The following is a 17,757-nucleotide window of genomic DNA, read 5'->3' on the forward strand; positions in this document are numbered from 1 at the left end:
TATCAAGTTAATCAAAAAGGAGCGCTCAATTGAGGGCTCCTTTTGCTTTGCTGGACTAACCTTGCTCGGCAGGGCTGGCAGATAAATTCTTATCGACAATCGTATTAAAGATATACACAAGAAGGTAGGTAACCGGAATCAGCACGACTGCATAGCCGATTTTAAAGGAGTAGTTGTCGATGATTTTGTGAATCAGTGTACTGTTTGCTGAGGTATTGAAGAAGGCCAAAATCCAGATGATGGTATACGCAATCTGACCCACGATACTGGAAGCTAACGTCTTCAACCAAAGCTTTTTGTTGTAAAACTTATCGTTAAGTTTTCTAAATACGAAATTGTTCAGTTGATCGGAAGTGAGTACGCATATCATGTTGATCAAGTACAACTTGATCAGTGGGTGGAATACGTTGTAGTACTCGCCACCAATATTCAGTACATGGAAAGAAATGAAAATCATCAGTGACGCTAGGGCGCATACGGTCGCACCTATGTATACCGTCATTTTGGCATACTCGTAGCGCAACGTGGCATTGATGACATCCAACATGGCAAAGGTGAGTGGAAAAATCAGAATTCCCGCAGGTTGAAAGGTGCCGAAAATGCTTACCGTATGCGGTGACATTGGTATGGCGATCAGTAAGAATCCAATATACAAGGCTGTCATAAAGCCATACCACTTCATGCGCTGCAGCTCATTTTTGGGGTTGTGTCGGCGACTAACTGCTCGAATGGTATTTCTGTCTTTCTTGTCGAATAGCTTGATCAGCTCTTTGTCGATCAAAGCATCGGCATCTTCTGCAAGAGTTAAGGACGCAGATTCGTTGGTGTAATGAATCTTATCATCCTTAACCATGACAAGTTTTAATTGTCTCATTGTCTATTAACTCTTTGCTAATGGTAGATATGATTTTTCCTATAAGCGTATAAGAATCATCAAATTGAAGCGGGTACCAGCTTATATGGGCTAATGATTCATGCCGATATAAAGTGACCAATGCTCCTAGATGATGAAACAGGTAAGGTCCTTCTCCTAATCGATCGGCAATGATAAGCAAATTTTCACCCGCATCAATGATTTTTAGATCACCGGACAAGCTCATTTCAGTATGCCAAGCGCCAACTTCCTCTAATTGGTTATCAACTAAGGAAAAAATTGGGTATTGGTTGTGGCGGACCGAATCATTTTTCTGTCCCGTGAGTAACCAGTTTTCACAAACGTCTAAGGCATCAGCGATTTTGCTCAGGTGTTTACGAGGATATTTGATCCGGCCAGTAGTGATATTGCTGATGTGTCCTCGCTCAATGCCGGACTTATGGCACAGGTCGGCTTGGCTCATCCCTCTCATGAAGAGCGCTTCTTTTATTCTGTCGCCTACGGTTTCTGTTTTCATTGCTCGATTTAAATGTATTGAAAAGCACGTAATGTGCATGGACGAGATGAAAGCAAGTATAAAGGAGAAGGGACAAAATCACACGCGATGAATTTTTTTATAATACATGACAAGCAAAAAGTATTTTTATCTAATACAAACTATGTTACTGTCTGCACCATGTAATTCATAAGTCTGTTAATAGTCTTGTGAAGCAATGCACCTATTTGTTTAGAAGCATTTACATAGCCAACTGACTTTTGCCCGCCTCTTCACGGGCTATACATTTGTTTGACCCACGACCTAGCTGTGGGTCTTTTTTTACCTACCGCAGCAATAGACTAGGCGTTATCTTTCACCTAACACTTCGAACTCATCGTAGATCAAGCGGGATTTATCGTCGCTTTGAACCTCCCACACTTCTTTATGTACCACACCATAGGCTTTATTCATGGTCCAATTCGAAGAAAGGGTGTAGCTAACTTCAGAGTGCTTGTTCCATTGCACATCGGTGTAGTCAACGCTATGGAAACCTTGATCGATAATGTTTTGCCAAAATGCCTGAATTTGCTCTCGGCCTTTAAAAGTGCCGAAGGGTTTAGCGACCATGACGGCGTCTTCTGCATATTGATCGGCGCAGCCTTTAGCGTCTTGTCGATTAAAGGCTGCTTGCCAAGCCGCAATGCCTTGTTGGGAGCGATTGAGTATTGATTGAGTCATGATCTGAGTCCTTGTTGGATGACGATGTATTGATATTAGGACTAGAATAGAGTGAGAAAAACAAACTAATAAGAAATAACAGTTCGGTTAAACAGAACAATGAACAAGCTTCGCTTAATGGCGTTTTTCGTCAATATTGTAGAATCTGGGTCTATTTCCAAAGCCGCAGAAAAGATGGCACTATCAAAATCCGTTGTGAGCTCGGCGCTAAAGTCACTTGAGAGTGAATTAGGAACATGCCTGATCACGCGCACTACACGAAGGCAGCGGCTCACCCCTACCGGGGAGAGCTTTTATCACCAATGTTCTGAAATGCTCAAGCAAGCAGAAAGCGCGTGGCAGGCGGTATCAAATGAAAAGCAAACCCCATCTGGAAAGCTAACGGTCACAGCGCCATGTGGGTTGATGAGAAGTCTTGTTCTGCCAGCGCTGGCTAAGGTCTTTATGCCTTTTCCGGATTTACATTTGAACTTGCTAAGTGACGATCAACATTTGAATATTAGCCAAAGCAACGTTGATATCGCTATCAGGGTCGGCAGCTCGCAGGACTCTAACTTAAAGCAGCGGAAAATCGGCTCGTTTAGCGATGTGCTTTGCCAAGCAAAAAACTCATCAGTAAACATCCTTGATGCGCCTTATATTGCGCACCAATGGCAAACCGAGCCAATCACGCATCAATATGTAGAGGGCGCGAGGCGATACAATATAACCCATAAAGTGCGGCATAAAGCCAATACCGTGTTGGATGTGATAGCCATGATAGAGTTGGGCCTCGGGATCGGCCTAGTACCTGAGCAGCTTGCCATGCACAATCCACGACTTGAAATTGTAGCGGGCTTTGAAGCAGAAAAAAGTAATCCCATCTATGCACTACATCCTTATTTTGCACATGCACCTATCGCAGTCACCATGGCTATAGCGGCAATTGAGGATGAAATGAAGTGTTGGTGATTTAGCAAAGGGCTGAAATGAAGAAAATCATCTACCTCGCCAAAAAGATAGATGATTTTTTGTTTTAAATCAGACGCCTATCTCATCGTGACAAATTCTTCAGAGCCGGTGGGATGGATAGCCACGACAGAATCAAAGTCTGCTTTTGTTGCTCCCATCTTCATGGCGACGCCAAAGCCTTGGATCATTTCATCGACGGCAAAGCCAATACCATGTAAGCCGACTACTTTTTCATCTTCACCCGCACAAATCAGTTTCATTTTGCATGGCTGACGATGTTGTGTAACCGCGGTGTACATCGCAGTAAAACCCGACGAGTATACTTTTACGTTTTCTTCACCGTATTTCTCGATGGCTTCTGGCTCAGTTAAGCCGATAGTGCCGATGGGGGGGTGGCTAAACACGACCGTAGGCACCAGGTCATAGTCCATTTTGGCTTCTGGTTTATTGTTAAATAGTCGTTCAGATAGTTGGCGGCCTGCTTTAACAGCCACTGGAGTCAGCTCAATGCCGCCTTCCATGATATCACCAACGCAATAGATGCCTGCTACATTGGTTTGCTGGTATTCATCTACCTTGATGTAACCGCCTTTACTGGTCTCTACACCAGTTGCGCTTAAATTAATGGCGTCGGTGGTTGGGTGACGACCAATTGCCCAAATCAGACAATCCACATTTTGGCTCTCACCGTTTTCTAGATGCAGTGTTAGGCTACCATCAGCTTCTTTTACGACTTCTTTTGGCGTTGAATGGGTATGAAGGGTTGGGCCTTCTTCATTCATCACTTCAGTGAGTGTTTCAACAATCGTTGGGTCGAAGCTGCGTAGTGGGGATTGCTTACGCACAAACAAGTGGGTGTCACTGCCAAGTGCATTCAGCACGCCAGCGATTTCTACCGCGATGTAGCCTGCACCGACAACCGCAACACGTTTTGGTTGCTCGTTGAGTTCAAAGAAGCCGTTAGAGTCGATTCCATGCTCAGCGCCGGGTACATTAGGGATGGTTGGACGGCCGCCGACGGCAATTAAAATATGGTCAGCGGTGTAGTGTTCGCCATTGACCTCAACGGTTTTTGCATCAACAAACTTAGCAAATCCTTTGATCACATTCACTTTGTTGTTGCCTAGTACCCGATCATATGACTGATGAATTCGTCCAATATAGGCTTGGCGATTCTTGACTAATGTCTCCCAGTTGAAGTTCTTTACTTCAACATCAAAACCGTAATCAGCGGCATATAAGTGCATTGCTTCTGCTACTTGGGCACCGTGCCACATTACTTTCTTCGGTACGCAACCTACGTTGACACAAGTACCGCCCAGATCTTGAGCTTCAATTAGTGCCACTTTTGCTCCATACATAGCTGCTCGGTTTGCTGATGCAATACCGCCTGAGCCGCCACCAATACAGATATAATCAAAATGCGTTGCCATTACTGTCTCCATAATCATCGTCATATTCTTTTTAGATTGGGGCAAAGTTATTCAGGTACAACCCAATCTAGTGTGTAATGTCCGGTTGCTGGTGCGATTGTTTTCTTTAGATAGGGCAGAATAGTTTGCATTTGCTGCTCTAGCTTCCATGGCGGGTTGATGACAATCATGCCAGACGCGGTCATGCCGCGTTCGTTGGTATCAGGGGTGACCCCAAGCTCGATTTGCAATATTTTGCGAATTCCCAGTCCCTTAATCGATTCAACCATATCGTCGATATCACAGCGATTTACCACTGGGTACCATACTGCGTAAATGCCCGTAGCCCAGCGTTTATAGGCTTGATAAAGCGCTTGTACGACATCCCGGTACTCTTTGGCCAGCTCGTAAGGAGGATCGATAAGCACCAGGCCTCTGCGCTCTTTAGGAGGTAAGCTGGCTTTCAACCGTTTAAAGCCATCCTCTTTAAAAATCGACACTTGTCGATCACGATGAAACTCCTGTTGCAGCAGAGGGTAATCACTCGGGTGCAGTTCGGTTAATACCATGCGATCTTGTTGTCGTAGGTGTGAGCGTGCGACTCTCGGCGAGCCGGGATAAAATTGGAGCTCGTTGTCTTGATTTAGTGTTTTGATGGCGCTGAGGTAACTGGTCAACTCTTCTGGCAGTTGCTCTTGTTGCCAAAGGCGGCCAATACCAAGTTTATACTCCCCTGTTTTTTCAGACCATTCATGGGTTAAGTCATAGCGGCCCACACCTGAGTGGGTGTCATGATAGACAAAGGGTTTCTCTTTTTGGCGCAAGGCCGAGAGAATCAAACTTTGTACAATATGTTTGATGACGTCGGCATGATTACCTGCATGAAAACTGTGTCGGTAGCTTAGCAATTCTATTTCTCATTACGCTGAACTAGGGTGTGTTGACCTGAAGAGGTTAACACACCCTAGCGTGGGGTTTTCTTTATTGTTGGCATTATATACTCAGCGCGAGTAAATCACTAAATTGAACATTTTTTGCCCGTGAAACGATTGCGGTTCTGCTTGACCACAAATTCTGCTTAATAGATTTGCAGCTTCACTTAGGCAGGGATTGAAAATGCGATAAGTTACCTATATTAACCTAGTATTATTTGCCGCTTTTTGCCAAAAGGAACGCCTTATGTCGAACCCGCTTATTACTTTTACCGATCTCCCTCCTTTTTCTGATATTAAGCCTGAGCACGTCAAGCCAGCGGTGGAATCCGCTATTGCGGATTGCCGGGCGAAGATTGAACAGGTATTGCAAGATAATTCACAACCTTCTTGGCAAAACTTAGTCGCTCCGATAGAAGAGGTGGACGATAAGCTTAGCCGGATATGGTCGCCTGTGAGCCATATGAATTCTGTCGTCAATAGCGATGAGCTTCGTGAGGCGTATGAAAGCTGCTTACCGCTATTGTCTGAGTACGGCACTTGGGTTGGACAACATAAAGGTTTGTTTGAAGCTTATAAAGCCATCAAGGCCAGTGATGCCTTCTCCGAGTTAACTCAAGCGCAAAAGAAGACGATTAACGACTCTCTGCGTGACTTTGAGCTATCAGGTATTGGCCTACCCGCAGATGAGCAGCATCGTTATGGTGAGATCAGTAAGCGTATGTCTGAGCTGGGGTCGCAATTTTCTAACAATGTGCTTGATGCGACGATGGGCTGGACTAAACACATTACCGATGAGTCTCAATTAGTCGGCATGCCAGAGTCTGCTCTCGCTGCTGCGAAAGCGGCGGCTGAAGCAAAAGAGCTGGAAGGCTTTTTACTGACGCTTGATATTCCTTCGTACCTTCCTGTGATGACGTATTGTGATAACCAAGCGCTGCGTAAAGAATTGTATGAAGCTTATGTGACACGAGCATCCGATAGAGGGCCAACGGCAGGTAAGTGGGACAACACAGAGATCATTGCTGAGCAGCTAAAATTGCGCCATGAAATTGCGCGTATGCTTGGTTTTACCTCTTATAGTGAAAAATCCTTGGCAACGAAAATGGCGGAAAACCCCGCCCAAGTGATGAGCTTTTTAAATGACTTGGCGACCAAGGCTAAATCTCAAGGAGAGAAAGAAGTCGAGGAGCTGCGCCAATTTGCTCAACGTGAGTTTGGCGTTGATTCCTTACAGCTGTGGGATATCGCGTATTACAGCGAGAAGCAAAAGCAGCATTTATTCCAAATCTCTGACGAAGAGCTTCGTCCATATTTTCCTGAGAGTACAGTCATTCAGGGCCTGTTTGAGGTGGTCAAGCGAGTCTTTGGCATGACAGTGAGTGAGCGCAAAGGCGTTGACACTTGGCATGAGTCAGTTAAGTTTTTCGATATTACCGATAGCCAAGGACAGCATCGTGGTAGCTTCTATCTGGACTTGTACGCACGTGAACACAAACGAGGCGGCGCATGGATGGATGACTGTCGTGGCCGTCGTGTCACGTTAAGTGGCGAACTGCAGACGCCTGTTGCCTATCTGACTTGTAACTTCAATAAGCCCGTCGGTGATAAACCCGCGTTATTTACTCATAACGAAGTGGTGACTTTGTTCCACGAATTTGGTCATGGTATCCATCATATGCTCACGCAAATTGAAACGGGCGCTGTGGCGGGTATCAATGGTGTGCCATGGGATGCGGTGGAATTACCAAGTCAGTTCTTAGAAAACTGGTGTTGGGAAGAACAAGCGCTGTCCTTTATTTCTGGTCACTACGAGACAGGTGAACCACTACCAAAAGCGATGCTCGAGAAAATGCTGGCAGCGAAAAACTTCCAGTCCGCGATGTTCATTTTACGCCAGCTTGAGTTTGGGTTATTTGACTTCACTTTGCATACAGAGTTTGACCCAGAAGTCGGCCCCCGTGTGTTGGAGACGTTAGCCGAAGTGAAGGCAAAAGTGTCGGTGCTGCCGAGTTTGGAATGGAATCGTTTTTCACATAGCTTTAGCCATATATTCGCAGGCGGCTATAGCGCTGGCTATTATAGCTATTTATGGGCCGAGGTGCTGTCATCCGATGCGTTCTCTCGTTTTGAAGAAGAAGGCATTTTCAATAAAGAGACAGGCAAGAGTTTCTTAAACCATATTCTTGAAATGGGTGGCAGTGAAGAGCCGATGGAGCTATTCAAACGATTTAGAGGTCGTGAGCCGCAAATTGATGCGTTATTGAGACACTCAGGCATTAGTGCGTAAGTGATCGATTAGCAAAGAGGGCGCTGACTTATGATAGGTAAGCGCCCTTTTTATTGACTTAGATGTTAGGTTTATTGGCTTAAGATTCGACGTTTTAACCAATTATCGATAGAAAATGGTCCAGGTCCCCACACCACCAGAATTAGAATCATTAGTCCCCAAAGTTGATGGTCGTAAAAGCCTTTTTCCCACAACACCGGGTATGAGATAACCGCAATAATATTAAAGATAAACAGTATGGCTGCCATGGGGCGGGTGAGCAGTCCAAACACGATAAAGATAGGTAAGATAAGCTCTGCAGCAGTGCCTAAGTAGGCGGCGAGTTGCCATGGCAGTAAAGGGACTTGGTATTCCAATTCAAATAAAAACAGAGTGCTCCCCCAATCTTGCACTTTTACCCACCCAGAGAAGAAAAACACTTCTGCGATCCAAATCCTTAAAAACAATAAGAAAGCGGGAACGAAGTAATATTGTGACTTCTCGACTGCGCAGTCATAGCAGCTGACAATACTTTTGATTGAATACGACATACAAGCGTCCTTATGTATCTATTAGTGTAAAGCCTGTCACAATGCCAAGTTCCGTCAGTGTTTGGATATGAGCCAATAATTCAGGCTCAATTTCTGATAATCTTTTTCTACAGTTTAGTCTATTCACTAAAATGGCAACATTTGACGAACAAGCTTTGCTCCAAGTGTCGCCATTGGCTAAGGTGCCGATCAGTCCTGATTCCTTCTGGTTGATGTCCAATCCATCAAAATTGTTACGGCGAATGGCGCTTTGCAATGAGAACACGGCGTAACTCGCCTGAAAGGTTAAAGTACCTGGAGATAGGCATAATTGGATGTTGCCTTGTTCCGATTCATCAATGTCTGCAAGCTGTGAGATTGGCGCAGCGGCAGTATCAGGCCTAGATGTTGACGCCAAGTAGGTTGAGCGATCGAGTTGCCACTCAAATCGTGCCACATCCGCTAAGTAGGGAGCTTCACTTATTACATTGGGAAATTGAGCAAATACATGTTCAAAGCTTTCACCATAATGTGTGACGTCGCCTTGTTTAAGCGGATAGGTCAATACATATTGACGAGCAAGCTGATCAAAGCATTCTTTTCCCACTAACGCCATGACCATAGGGTAGGTCGCTTGCAGCACCTCACTCAGGCTAATAATAAAATTGTTGCGATAAATTTGCAGGCGCTCATCAGCAGAAAATTCATTACTGACAATGGCACACTCTTGACCACTGGCGTGATAATGCAGTGCTTGAGCGAAACGGCTTTGTAACTCGGATAAGGACAGGCTCATGACGCTCTCCTCGAATGCTTAGTCACAGGCTCCAAAGCATATAGTCTATCGCTGGCTAACTCGGCTTGCTGGAGTAACACCTCGACCTCCGGGATATCCACATCCCATTCAATCAAGGTGTGGACTGGCCCGTAGCTGGATATCCAGTCTTGATAGAGTTGCCACACCTGATCGCAAACGGGCTGGCTGTGTGTGTCTATCCATATTTCTCCCTGCTCGAGCTGTTTCACGGTAAATCCCGCTAGGTGAATTTCATCGACAGCTTGGTGAGGAATGGATGAAAGGTAAACACTTGGGTCAAATTGATGGTTAAATGAAGACACATAGACGTTATTCAGATCGAGTAGCAGTCGGCAATCGGTACGAGCTTGAACCTCAGCGAGAAACTCCCATTCTGGAATGACTGAATGCTCGAACGACAAATAACTAGAAGGGTTCTCTATGAGTATTGGCCTTTGGATAGCGTCTTGGACAGCTAATACATTAAGGCAGAAGCAGCTTAGCGCTTCTTCAGTATAAGGAAGGGGTAATAAATCGTTAAAATAATGTCCCCCGGTTTGGCTCCAGCTTAAATGGTCTGAGACAAACAACGGATCCACTTCATTGATCAGTGCTTTGAGCTGATTGAGGTGTTCAACGTTCACTTTGTCCGCGCTGCCAAGTGATAAACCAATTCCATGACAACTAATGGGGTAGGTTTCTCGTAATTTCCTCAAGGTGTGACGTGAGGCTGAGTAAGGCTGAAAGTAGTTTTCGCTATGAATTTCTAGCCACTGCACCGGAGTGTCGTGTGAGGAGAAATGCTCGAGGTGTGGCGCTCTTAGCCCAACGCCAACTTTTTCGTGAAAAGTAATGGGTGCCACTACGAGTTCCTTTTGTGTTAGGTTTTGAGGTGTACTGGTAGATGCAACAGCACACTTCAAAAACCTTAAGTTACGACTAATTAATGGGTACGGTTACGAAGAGGAAGTGCTGCCGCCGGCAAGTTTTCCGCATAGCCCTTTAGGTACGACGACAAAAGCATCTTTTTGGTTGTCAGCTTTTGCTGTTCCGGCACAAGAGCTGGTTTTGGTGGCGCAGTCATTTTTACCTGCTTTGGCAACGCCGTAGCATTTTTCTTTTTCTGCAGCTAACACAGGTGCGGCTGTCAACAGAGTGCCTCCTAATGCGACAAGACCAGTAACCGCAGCAGTAACAGCAAGATTAGACTTTTTCATTTTAATATCCTCAGAAGTTGATCCTTTTTATTTCGCAGGTCATTTCTTGACCATGCTTAAACTAAAGGATAGAAAATCACTGCAAAAACTTTCACAAAAATTATTAATAATGGGATTTTTATGTGATTTACAAATCAATTGATTGATTTTATTGCATAACATTTATCCACTTTTTGTTGTTTGGCAGGCAATGTGATTCTCTTGTCGGCACTCGCATCTTGAAGTGGTTTGGGTATAATCGAGCTTTATGTATAAATAACCAGTAGCCTGCTCATGATCGACCCTTCCTTACTCCTTGATGGCCTCAACGACAAACAGCGCGAAGCAGTGGCTGCGCCTTTAGAGAATTTACTGATTTTGGCAGGAGCCGGAAGTGGTAAAACGAGAGTGCTGGTGCATCGTATTGCTTGGCTATTGTCCGTGGAGCAGGCCTCGCCATTTTCGGTTATGTCCGTCACCTTTACCAATAAAGCGGCGGCCGAGATGAGAGGCAGAATCGAAGAGCTGATGATGGGTAATGCATCGGGCATGTGGAATGGTACTTTCCATGGCATATGCCATCGCATCTTGCGTGCCCACTACCTTGATGCCAACTTAAGTGAAGACTTCCAAATTCTTGATTCTGACGATCAGTATCGTTTGCTCCGCCGCATTATTAAAGCGCAAAACCTGGATGAAAAACAATGGCCAGCCAAACAAGCGGCGTGGTGGATTAATGGCAAGAAAGATGAAGGGTTAAGGCCGCAACACATCGATTGTTACCACGATCCGGTTGCAAAAACCTATTTGCAAATTTATCGCGCCTATCAAGAAGCCTGTGACCGCGCTGGCTTGGTTGATTTTGCAGAAATATTATTGCGTGCTTTAGAGCTATTACGTGAGAAAAAACCGATTCGAGAACACTACCAAGCCAGATTCAAGCACATTTTGGTGGATGAGTTTCAAGATACCAACAATATTCAATATGCTTGGCTTCGTATGATGGCCGGACCTGAGACCCATGTGATGATAGTCGGTGATGACGACCAATCCATCTATGGCTGGCGCGGTGCTAAAGTTGAGAATATTGAAAAATTCACCTTGGAGTTTCCGAGTGTAAATACGGTACGTCTAGAGCAAAACTACCGCTCGACGAAAACCATTTTGCAGGCGTCCAATGCGCTGATTGCCAACAATACCGAGCGTATGGGTAAAGAGCTGTGGACAGATGGCACTGCCGGAGAAGCCATCTCGGTTTACTCGGCATATAACGAGCTAGATGAAGCAAGGTTTACGGTTGGCAAAATAAAAGAGTGGCAGGACAAGGGCGGCGCGTTAAGCGATACGGCGCTTTTATATCGCAACAATGCTCAGTCGCGTGTGTTAGAAGAAGCGCTTATCCAGTCAGCATTGCCTTATCGCATTTATGGCGGCATGCGATTTTTTGAACGGCAAGAGATCAAAGATGCACTAGGGTATCTAAGATTGATGGCCAATCGAAACGACGACGCGGCATTTGAACGCATCGTTAATACGCCAACCCGAGGCCTGGGCGAGAAAACCCTAGAAACCATTCGCTTTGCAGCTCGAGAGAGGGGAGCGACCATGTGGCAATCCTGCGTATCACTACTGGAAGAGAAAGTCTTAGCGGGTCGTTCGGCAAGTGCGCTTAGCCGCTTTGTTGAACTGATTAATGCACTTGAAGATGATACGGCAGAAATGTCACTGCATAAGCAAACCGACCATGTGATCCATCATTCTGGATTATTCACTATGTATGAGCAGGAGAAAGGCGAAAAGTCTAAAGCTCGCATTGAAAACTTGGCTGAGCTGGTCACCGCAACTCGTCAATTTGAAAAACCTGAAGAAGCAGAAGAGATGACGCTTTTGACCGCCTTTCTTACTCACGCTGCGCTTGAAGCGGGTGAAGGCCAAGCCGACGAGTTTGACGATGCTGTTCAGTTGATGACGCTACACAGTGCTAAGGGGCTAGAGTTCCCTATGGTATTTATGGTTGGCGTAGAAGAGGGTATGTTCCCTAGCCAGATGTCGGCGGAAGAAGCAGGACGAATAGAAGAAGAGCGTCGTCTTTGCTATGTAGGAATGACTCGAGCGATGGAGAAGCTCTATATCACGTATGCAGAGATGCGCCGTCTATACGGACAAGATAAATATCATAAGCCATCACGCTTTATTCGTGAGCTACCAGAAGACTGCTTGGATGAAGTGCGGATGAAAGCTCAGGTGAGCCGACCTGCCAGCAGTGGACGATTTAGCCAGACGACAGTGAAAGAGAGTTTCAACGAAACAGGTTTTAGTCTGGGTACGCGGGTGAATCATCCCAAATTTGGTGAGGGCACCATTATCAACTTCGAAGGCAGTGGTCCACAAAGCCGAGTGCAAGTTGCCTTTAATGGTGAGGGCATTAAATGGCTGGTTACGGCTTATGCTAGGTTAGAAAAGCTGTAATGCACTTATCCGACTGCTCTGAATTTGTCTCTTGAAGCGATTTGGCATGGATAAAGAAAAACCCCGAGAGCTTTCGCTCATCGGGGTTACAAGTCTCAAAGTGCAGCATTCCGGCTACTTAAGTGCTCCATGCCTCTAATCCTTGATATTATGCTGATTTCCGTTCAGCTTATTCCTTCTCGTCGCCTTCCTAGCGGTGTCCGTTTACCTACCTTGGCTCGCTAACTAATCCACGTTAGCTTATCGCTCATCCCCTAGCGATGTCCATTACATCATCCTGATGTGTCATCCTTCCCCAATCCAGAGGTGTCCTGCTGTCCTTAATTAACAACCTTCCTAGTTGTTAAGCGATTCCTTTCTGATTACCTATCCTTAGTAATCAACACTTCTTCCTGAAGCGTTCCTAATCCTTAGAATCTTATCTTTGTCAGCATCCCTCCGACACCATTCATAATACTGAGATCTAATTTATCATCAATGCAATATAGGTATTTGTAGCCGCTATGAATGTACTATGTCTTATTACCACTCATAAGAATCAACAACTTAAGGCTGTGCTTCTCTTTACTCCTTAACGCAGTGGTGCCATTTGCTCACTTGTTTGTAAGAGATTTCTCACATCATGTCGGGAGGATCGTTGATCTTTATTCATTGGCCAACTGCGGTGCCTTCACGTCTGGGGTCCGCCGCCCCTTCTAAGCGATGAGGTAAAATGCGGATTGCGTGTAAGCCGGAGTTAAGATCGGTCACTTTTGTTTGATAACCAAGCTTCTTCAACGGGGCTTGCATTGCTTGCGCTGAGGTGTTTTGCTCGATCTCCACATCGTTGAATCGACTCAGTATATGTGGCAGATCTATGGCTTGTTGGATATCCATTCCCCATTGGATATGAGCAATGATGGCTTGGGCAACGTAGCCGATGATTCTGCTGCCGCCAGGTGAGCCTATCGCCATATACGGCTGACCATCTTTCATTATGATCGTAGGTGCCATAGATGAGCGCGGACGTTTGCCAGGCTCGATTCGATTGGCAATGGGTCTTTCTCCTTGGTGAGTGCGAAAAGAGAAATCGGTCATTTCATTGTTAAGTAGAAAGCCATCGACCATCAAGCGAGAGCCAAACGCGTTTTCAATCGTGGTTGTCATAGAAACGACGTTGCCTTGCTTATCAACAATATTAAAGTGGCTGGTGGAAGGTAGCTCAATCGATTCATCGTTACTTTGCAATTGAGCATGATCCCAAGGTGGCGATCCAGCTGAGACAGAGCCTAGGGCTTTATTGAGCGTGATCAGTTTTGCCCGTTTTTGAAGATAACTTGGGTCCAACAAACCTTGGGTAGGCATAGGGACAAAATCTTGGTCTGCCATGTACATGGCCCTATCGGCAAAGGCTAATCTAGACGCTTCGGTAATCACTTGCCATGATCTTACATCTTTTGCTCCCCAATCTTTAAGATCAAAGTGCGCACTAATAGACAATATCTGGCCAACCGTTAAGCCTCCAGAGCTTGGAGGGCCCATGCCACATATTTGATAGTTTTGGTAAGGCGAGCAAACCGGCTCTCTTTGCTTGATCTGATAATTCTGCATGTCAGTCAGTGATAGCACGCCAGGGTTACTAGGGGCTTTGTTGACCGCACTAACGATTTGTTTGGCGATATCGCCTTGGTAAAACGCCTTGGCACCGTGTTTGGCGATTTGCTCTAAGGTATCCGCGTAAGCTGGATTTTTAAGAAGTGTGCCAGCTTTTTTGGCTTGCCCGCTCTTATCAAAGAAGTATTCTCGGGCCTCTTTATAGCGTTTGAGACGTTCCCCATCATGAGCAATTGAGGAAGCTAATCTAGGGCTAATGGTAAACCCATGCCTTGCGGTATTTATGATAGGTTGGATTATTTTCTGCCAGTCCAATTTGCCATAGCGTTTGTGAACCTGCCAAAGCAGCATCACAGTACCGGGTGTGGCAACGGAGCGGCCACCTACCACGGCATCATAAAAGGACATGGGTTGACCTGATTTATCCAGAAACAGCTCGGGTGTGGCGTGAACTGGCGCGGTTTCTCGTCCATCAAATGTGGTGAGCTTGTGTTTGTTGGCATCCCAATAAACTAAAAACGCACCGCCACCGATACCGGAAGACTGCGGTTCAACCAAGCCAAGCATGAGCTGCACTGCAACTAAAGCATCGGCGGCGTTGCCCCCTTGTGCTAATACTTGGGCTCCAGCTTCGCTAGCCAGTGGATTTGCCGCGGTGACCATCCAGTTTTTGGCTGTGACTAACTGCTTTTGTTCTAGGCCAGAACTGTGTTCTGGCGCGATGGAATCGGTAACTTGTTGCGCCAGTAATGAAGTGGATGCCAATACTAGGCTTAACGTTAGGGTGGATTTAATCGACCGCAGCATACAACTCTCCTTGTTCGTTTCAAGCTAGAGCTTGTCAGGCTACGATCGATATATCTATATGTTAATTATCAGTCTGTTATCCTGATCCGATAAATACGATTAATCAGTGAAAGAAGGAGAGTAATGAGGCGTGTAAAATATAGATGCCAATAACGGTGAAGATAAGACCACATAAGCCATCAATATAAACTCCCATGGCACTTAAACTTTGTTGCAGCTTGTTGGTCGATAGTGTCCAGGCGAGCAGCGAAAACCAAAATAGTGATAGCCCCCAAAGAATAATAACGGCCAATGCTTTACCTGACGTGGGCATGCTTGCTGGAACTAACGTCGACATTAAGCTAACGAAAAACACTAAGGCTTTTGGATTGAGGATATTCGTCGCAAAACCACGTGAAAAAGCTTGGCGTCTGTTACTCAATTCAGCCGATGGCTTTGTGGCCAAGGGCTCAGCCTTATGTGGACGCATCAGGTTGCCGATGGTGGCTTTTAACGCGCCGTAACCTAAGTAAAGTAAATAACCGCCGCCAATGAATTGTAACACAGCAAACATGACCGGATGTTGGTGGACAAGGTAGCTTACTCCGGTAATGCTGAGCAAAGATTGGACAAAAATACCAAAGGATAAGCCCAGCGCAATATACAGTCCAGTTTGCCTCCCATGCCTAGTGGCGTTTTGCACCACAAGTGCGAAGTCCGGCCCTGGGCTCATCAACGCAACGAAATGGACCCCGGCAAGGGTGAGTAAAATAGCGGCTTCGTTCATGCAATAGTCTCTAATGATTCATTCTGAACTCACAATGCCACGACTTGAAATACAAAGATTGTAAATTATTAACAGGTTCGCTTTATCTATCTAACCAAAGCTTACGTTTCGAAGTAATTTGCTATACCTAAAGATATGTTAGGTATAGGGCTGGCATCGAACCTGAGATGGAGTGATGCCAAAGTTTGACTTAAAAGCTTTGCTAAAATGTGCTTGATCGTAGAAACCCACTTGTAACGCCACATCTGTCCCATTTATCCCAGACTTAAGCAGCTGCATGCTCTTTTCCAGTCGCAGTCGGCTTAACCAAGCATAGGGTGTCAGACCCATTTGAGCTTTAAACCTACGCTGAAACTGACTCTCTGAAAGTTGGCAGAGATCGGATAAGTCCTGTAAGCGTATAGCTTGATCAAGGTTCTCCATCAGATAATCTTTAAGCTTACTGATGTGCTTTTGACCCAAACGCGCGTTTTTCGCTGTGACTACCGAGCCATATTGCTCAAAAAGCTGGCTAAACCCTTCATAGGGCGCGCAGTCTATGGCTAATTGACTGCTGTTGGTTTGTTTTAACGTGTGGAACAAGGTACTCAGTTGGTTAAATATGCTAGGATCTTCAACAATCAATTGTCGAAAAGTAATCAGTGTATCCGGTGTGTCTATGTCGGCTAAATGACTTAGCCAAGTTGGGCTGATCGTGATCACTTTGACATCGTAGCCAGACTCTCGCCATGAACGACCGTCATGAATATCATCCGGCGGCATAATGACAAGTTGGCCAGCACCGACACAATGACTGTTGCCATTATGTTTGAAAACTTGCCTGCCACCCGTGATTAGCCCGATATGAAAATCTAAATGATAGTGCCGCTGAAAAGAAAACTTCTGGTAGTGAGCATCGATTAGATTGATAGCATCGAAAGCGGTAGAGTGATATTGAATGTCCTCAGCCATTAAAAAAGGTAAGTTGGTTAACTTATCACCAAGCTTACCTTTTGCGCCGTTCGATGTCTTGTATATTTACGACCTAACTAACGCCTTTTTCTTTTTGCTAAAACGAACCCCATCAAAGCTAAATATTACCAATGCGGCCCAAATAAAGACAAAGGTGACTGCCTTGGCAAGTGTGACCGTTTCGCCATAAAGCAATACCGCCAGCAAAAACATGAGACTTGGGCCTATGTATTGGAAGAACCCCAGTGTTGAGAGCTTTAATCGGGTCGCAGCGGCGTTAAAAGATAAGAAAGGGAGGGTAGTGACAATGCCCGCTGACACCAACAAAACGTTTAAGTGCGTGGTATTGTCCAGCATGTCGGAGGTTGCGCTGTGGGCAAAACCAAACATATAAATCATGGCAAGGGGCAACAAGATGAGCATCTCAAGGAATAGACCCGTTTGCGCTTCTAAGCTGACCTTCTTTCTTAACAGTGCGTACAATCCGAAGGTGGCCGCTAACGAGATGGCGACAATAGGTACTCGGCCAAATGCGATGATTTGGATTAATACGCCAACGGTCGCTAATATCACGGCTAGCCATTGCAGTTTTCGTAATCGCTCGCCAAGAAATATCATGCCCAACAGAACGTTTAATAGTGGATTAATGTAATAGCCTAAACTGGCGTCGAGCATGTGGTCTGAATTGACGGCCCAGATGAAAATCAGCCAATTACAGCCAAGCAGAATGGAGGTGGCTACGATATAAACCAGCTTCTTTGACGTGAGAACATTTTTAACACTGTGCCATTTACGGCTAAAGTGGACCAGAAATACCAATATCAGAAATGACCAAATGACCCGATGGCAGAGGATTTCAGGGGCGGAAACTTGTTGGATCGCTTTAAAGTAGATTGGCGCTATGCCCCACATGGTATAGCCAGCGATGGCGAACAATATACCTTGTCGAGCTGTTTGTTGTTCATCGTTGTTCATCACGTTTTCCTGTAGAGGAT

16 protein-coding genes are annotated in these 17,757 nt (G+C 45.5%); 3 read left to right on the forward strand and 13 right to left on the reverse strand.

Features of this window, described 5'->3' with window-relative positions:
- Window positions 1-55 precede the first annotated feature (55 nt).
- The 3 genes from M9194_RS15885 to M9194_RS15895 all read right to left on the reverse strand — a co-directional run bounded on the left by M9194_RS15885 (window position 56) and on the right by M9194_RS15895 (window position 2,090).
- On the reverse strand, window positions 56-874 hold the full coding sequence (locus M9194_RS15885) for a VUT family protein (RefSeq protein WP_250613666.1): 819 nt from the start codon (window positions 872-874) through the stop codon (window positions 56-58).
- Window positions 846-1,391 carry a helix-turn-helix domain-containing protein gene (locus tag M9194_RS15890; RefSeq protein ID WP_250613667.1) on the reverse strand — a complete coding sequence of 182 codons (546 nt, stop codon included), beginning with the start codon at window positions 1,389-1,391 and terminating at the stop codon, window positions 846-848. The genes M9194_RS15885 and M9194_RS15890 overlap by 29 nt, the downstream gene beginning before the upstream one ends.
- 327 nt (window positions 1,392-1,718) lie before the next feature.
- The gene (locus tag M9194_RS15895) at window positions 1,719-2,090 is read right to left on the reverse strand and encodes a YybH family protein (protein ID WP_250613668.1); all 372 of its coding nucleotides are present in this window, start codon (window positions 2,088-2,090) and stop codon (window positions 1,719-1,721) included.
- A gap of 99 nt (window positions 2,091-2,189) precedes the next feature.
- Between M9194_RS15895 and M9194_RS15900 the strand changes: the two genes are divergently transcribed.
- On the forward strand, window positions 2,190-3,041 hold the full coding sequence (locus tag M9194_RS15900; RefSeq protein ID WP_250613669.1) for a LysR family transcriptional regulator: 852 nt from the start codon (window positions 2,190-2,192) through the stop codon (window positions 3,039-3,041).
- A gap of 77 nt (window positions 3,042-3,118) precedes the next feature.
- Here the strand turns inward: M9194_RS15900 and gorA are convergent, their stop codons facing one another.
- Window positions 3,119-4,474, reverse strand: coding sequence for a glutathione-disulfide reductase (gorA, locus tag M9194_RS15905; RefSeq protein ID WP_250613670.1), 1,356 nt, complete (start codon window positions 4,472-4,474; stop codon window positions 3,119-3,121).
- Between the two features lie 47 nt (window positions 4,475-4,521).
- Window positions 4,522-5,361, reverse strand: coding sequence for a 23S rRNA (adenine(2030)-N(6))-methyltransferase RlmJ (locus M9194_RS15910; RefSeq protein ID WP_250613671.1), 840 nt, complete (start codon window positions 5,359-5,361; stop codon window positions 4,522-4,524).
- 271 nt (window positions 5,362-5,632) lie between these two features.
- Between M9194_RS15910 and prlC the strand changes: the two genes are divergently transcribed.
- The gene (gene prlC / locus M9194_RS15915; protein ID WP_250613672.1) at window positions 5,633-7,675 is read left to right on the forward strand and encodes an oligopeptidase A; all 2,043 of its coding nucleotides are present in this window, start codon (window positions 5,633-5,635) and stop codon (window positions 7,673-7,675) included.
- A 71-nt stretch (window positions 7,676-7,746) separates the two neighbouring features.
- Here prlC and M9194_RS15920 read toward each other — a convergent pair whose 3' ends face one another.
- The 4 genes from M9194_RS15920 to M9194_RS15935 all read right to left on the reverse strand — a co-directional run bounded on the left by M9194_RS15920 (window position 7,747) and on the right by M9194_RS15935 (window position 10,197).
- Window positions 7,747-8,205 (reverse strand): DoxX family protein, encoded by a 459-nt coding sequence (locus M9194_RS15920; RefSeq protein WP_250613673.1) that lies wholly within the window; start codon window positions 8,203-8,205, stop codon window positions 7,747-7,749.
- 10 nt (window positions 8,206-8,215) lie between these two features.
- Window positions 8,216-8,980: an HvfC/BufC N-terminal domain-containing protein gene (locus M9194_RS15925; protein WP_250613674.1), complete on the reverse strand. Its 765-nt coding sequence runs from the start codon at window positions 8,978-8,980 to the stop codon at window positions 8,216-8,218.
- Complete coding sequence (bufB, locus tag M9194_RS15930; RefSeq protein ID WP_250613675.1) at window positions 8,977-9,843, reverse strand: MNIO family bufferin maturase; 867 nt, start codon at window positions 9,841-9,843, stop codon at window positions 8,977-8,979. Before bufB ends, M9194_RS15925 begins: the two co-directional genes overlap by 4 nt.
- A gap of 93 nt (window positions 9,844-9,936) precedes the next feature.
- The gene (locus M9194_RS15935) at window positions 9,937-10,197 is read right to left on the reverse strand and encodes a BufA1 family periplasmic bufferin-type metallophore (RefSeq protein ID WP_250613676.1); all 261 of its coding nucleotides are present in this window, start codon (window positions 10,195-10,197) and stop codon (window positions 9,937-9,939) included.
- Between the two features lie 273 nt (window positions 10,198-10,470).
- On the opposite strand from M9194_RS15935, the gene uvrD reads away from it, so the two are divergent.
- On the forward strand, window positions 10,471-12,645 hold the full coding sequence (gene uvrD, locus M9194_RS15940; protein WP_250613677.1) for a DNA helicase II: 2,175 nt from the start codon (window positions 10,471-10,473) through the stop codon (window positions 12,643-12,645).
- Between the two features lie 648 nt (window positions 12,646-13,293).
- On the opposite strand, the gene ggt is transcribed toward uvrD, so the two are convergent.
- From ggt to rarD, 4 genes are all read right to left on the reverse strand, one after another.
- On the reverse strand, window positions 13,294-15,045 hold the full coding sequence (ggt, locus tag M9194_RS15945) for a gamma-glutamyltransferase (protein WP_250613678.1): 1,752 nt from the start codon (window positions 15,043-15,045) through the stop codon (window positions 13,294-13,296).
- 103 nt (window positions 15,046-15,148) lie between these two features.
- Entirely contained in the window at window positions 15,149-15,811 is a 663-nt protein-coding gene (locus M9194_RS15950; protein WP_250613679.1) for a LysE family translocator, read from the reverse strand.
- Between the two features lie 138 nt (window positions 15,812-15,949).
- Window positions 15,950-16,762: an AraC family transcriptional regulator gene (locus M9194_RS15955; protein ID WP_250613680.1), complete on the reverse strand. Its 813-nt coding sequence runs from the start codon at window positions 16,760-16,762 to the stop codon at window positions 15,950-15,952.
- A gap of 66 nt (window positions 16,763-16,828) precedes the next feature.
- The gene (gene rarD / locus M9194_RS15960; protein WP_250613681.1) at window positions 16,829-17,737 is read right to left on the reverse strand and encodes an EamA family transporter RarD; all 909 of its coding nucleotides are present in this window, start codon (window positions 17,735-17,737) and stop codon (window positions 16,829-16,831) included.
- Between the last annotated feature and the right edge of the window lie 20 nt (window positions 17,738-17,757).

This window comes from Vibrio sinus (genome assembly GCF_023634645.1).
Classification (GTDB): domain Bacteria; phylum Pseudomonadota; class Gammaproteobacteria; order Enterobacterales; family Vibrionaceae; genus Vibrio; species Vibrio sinus.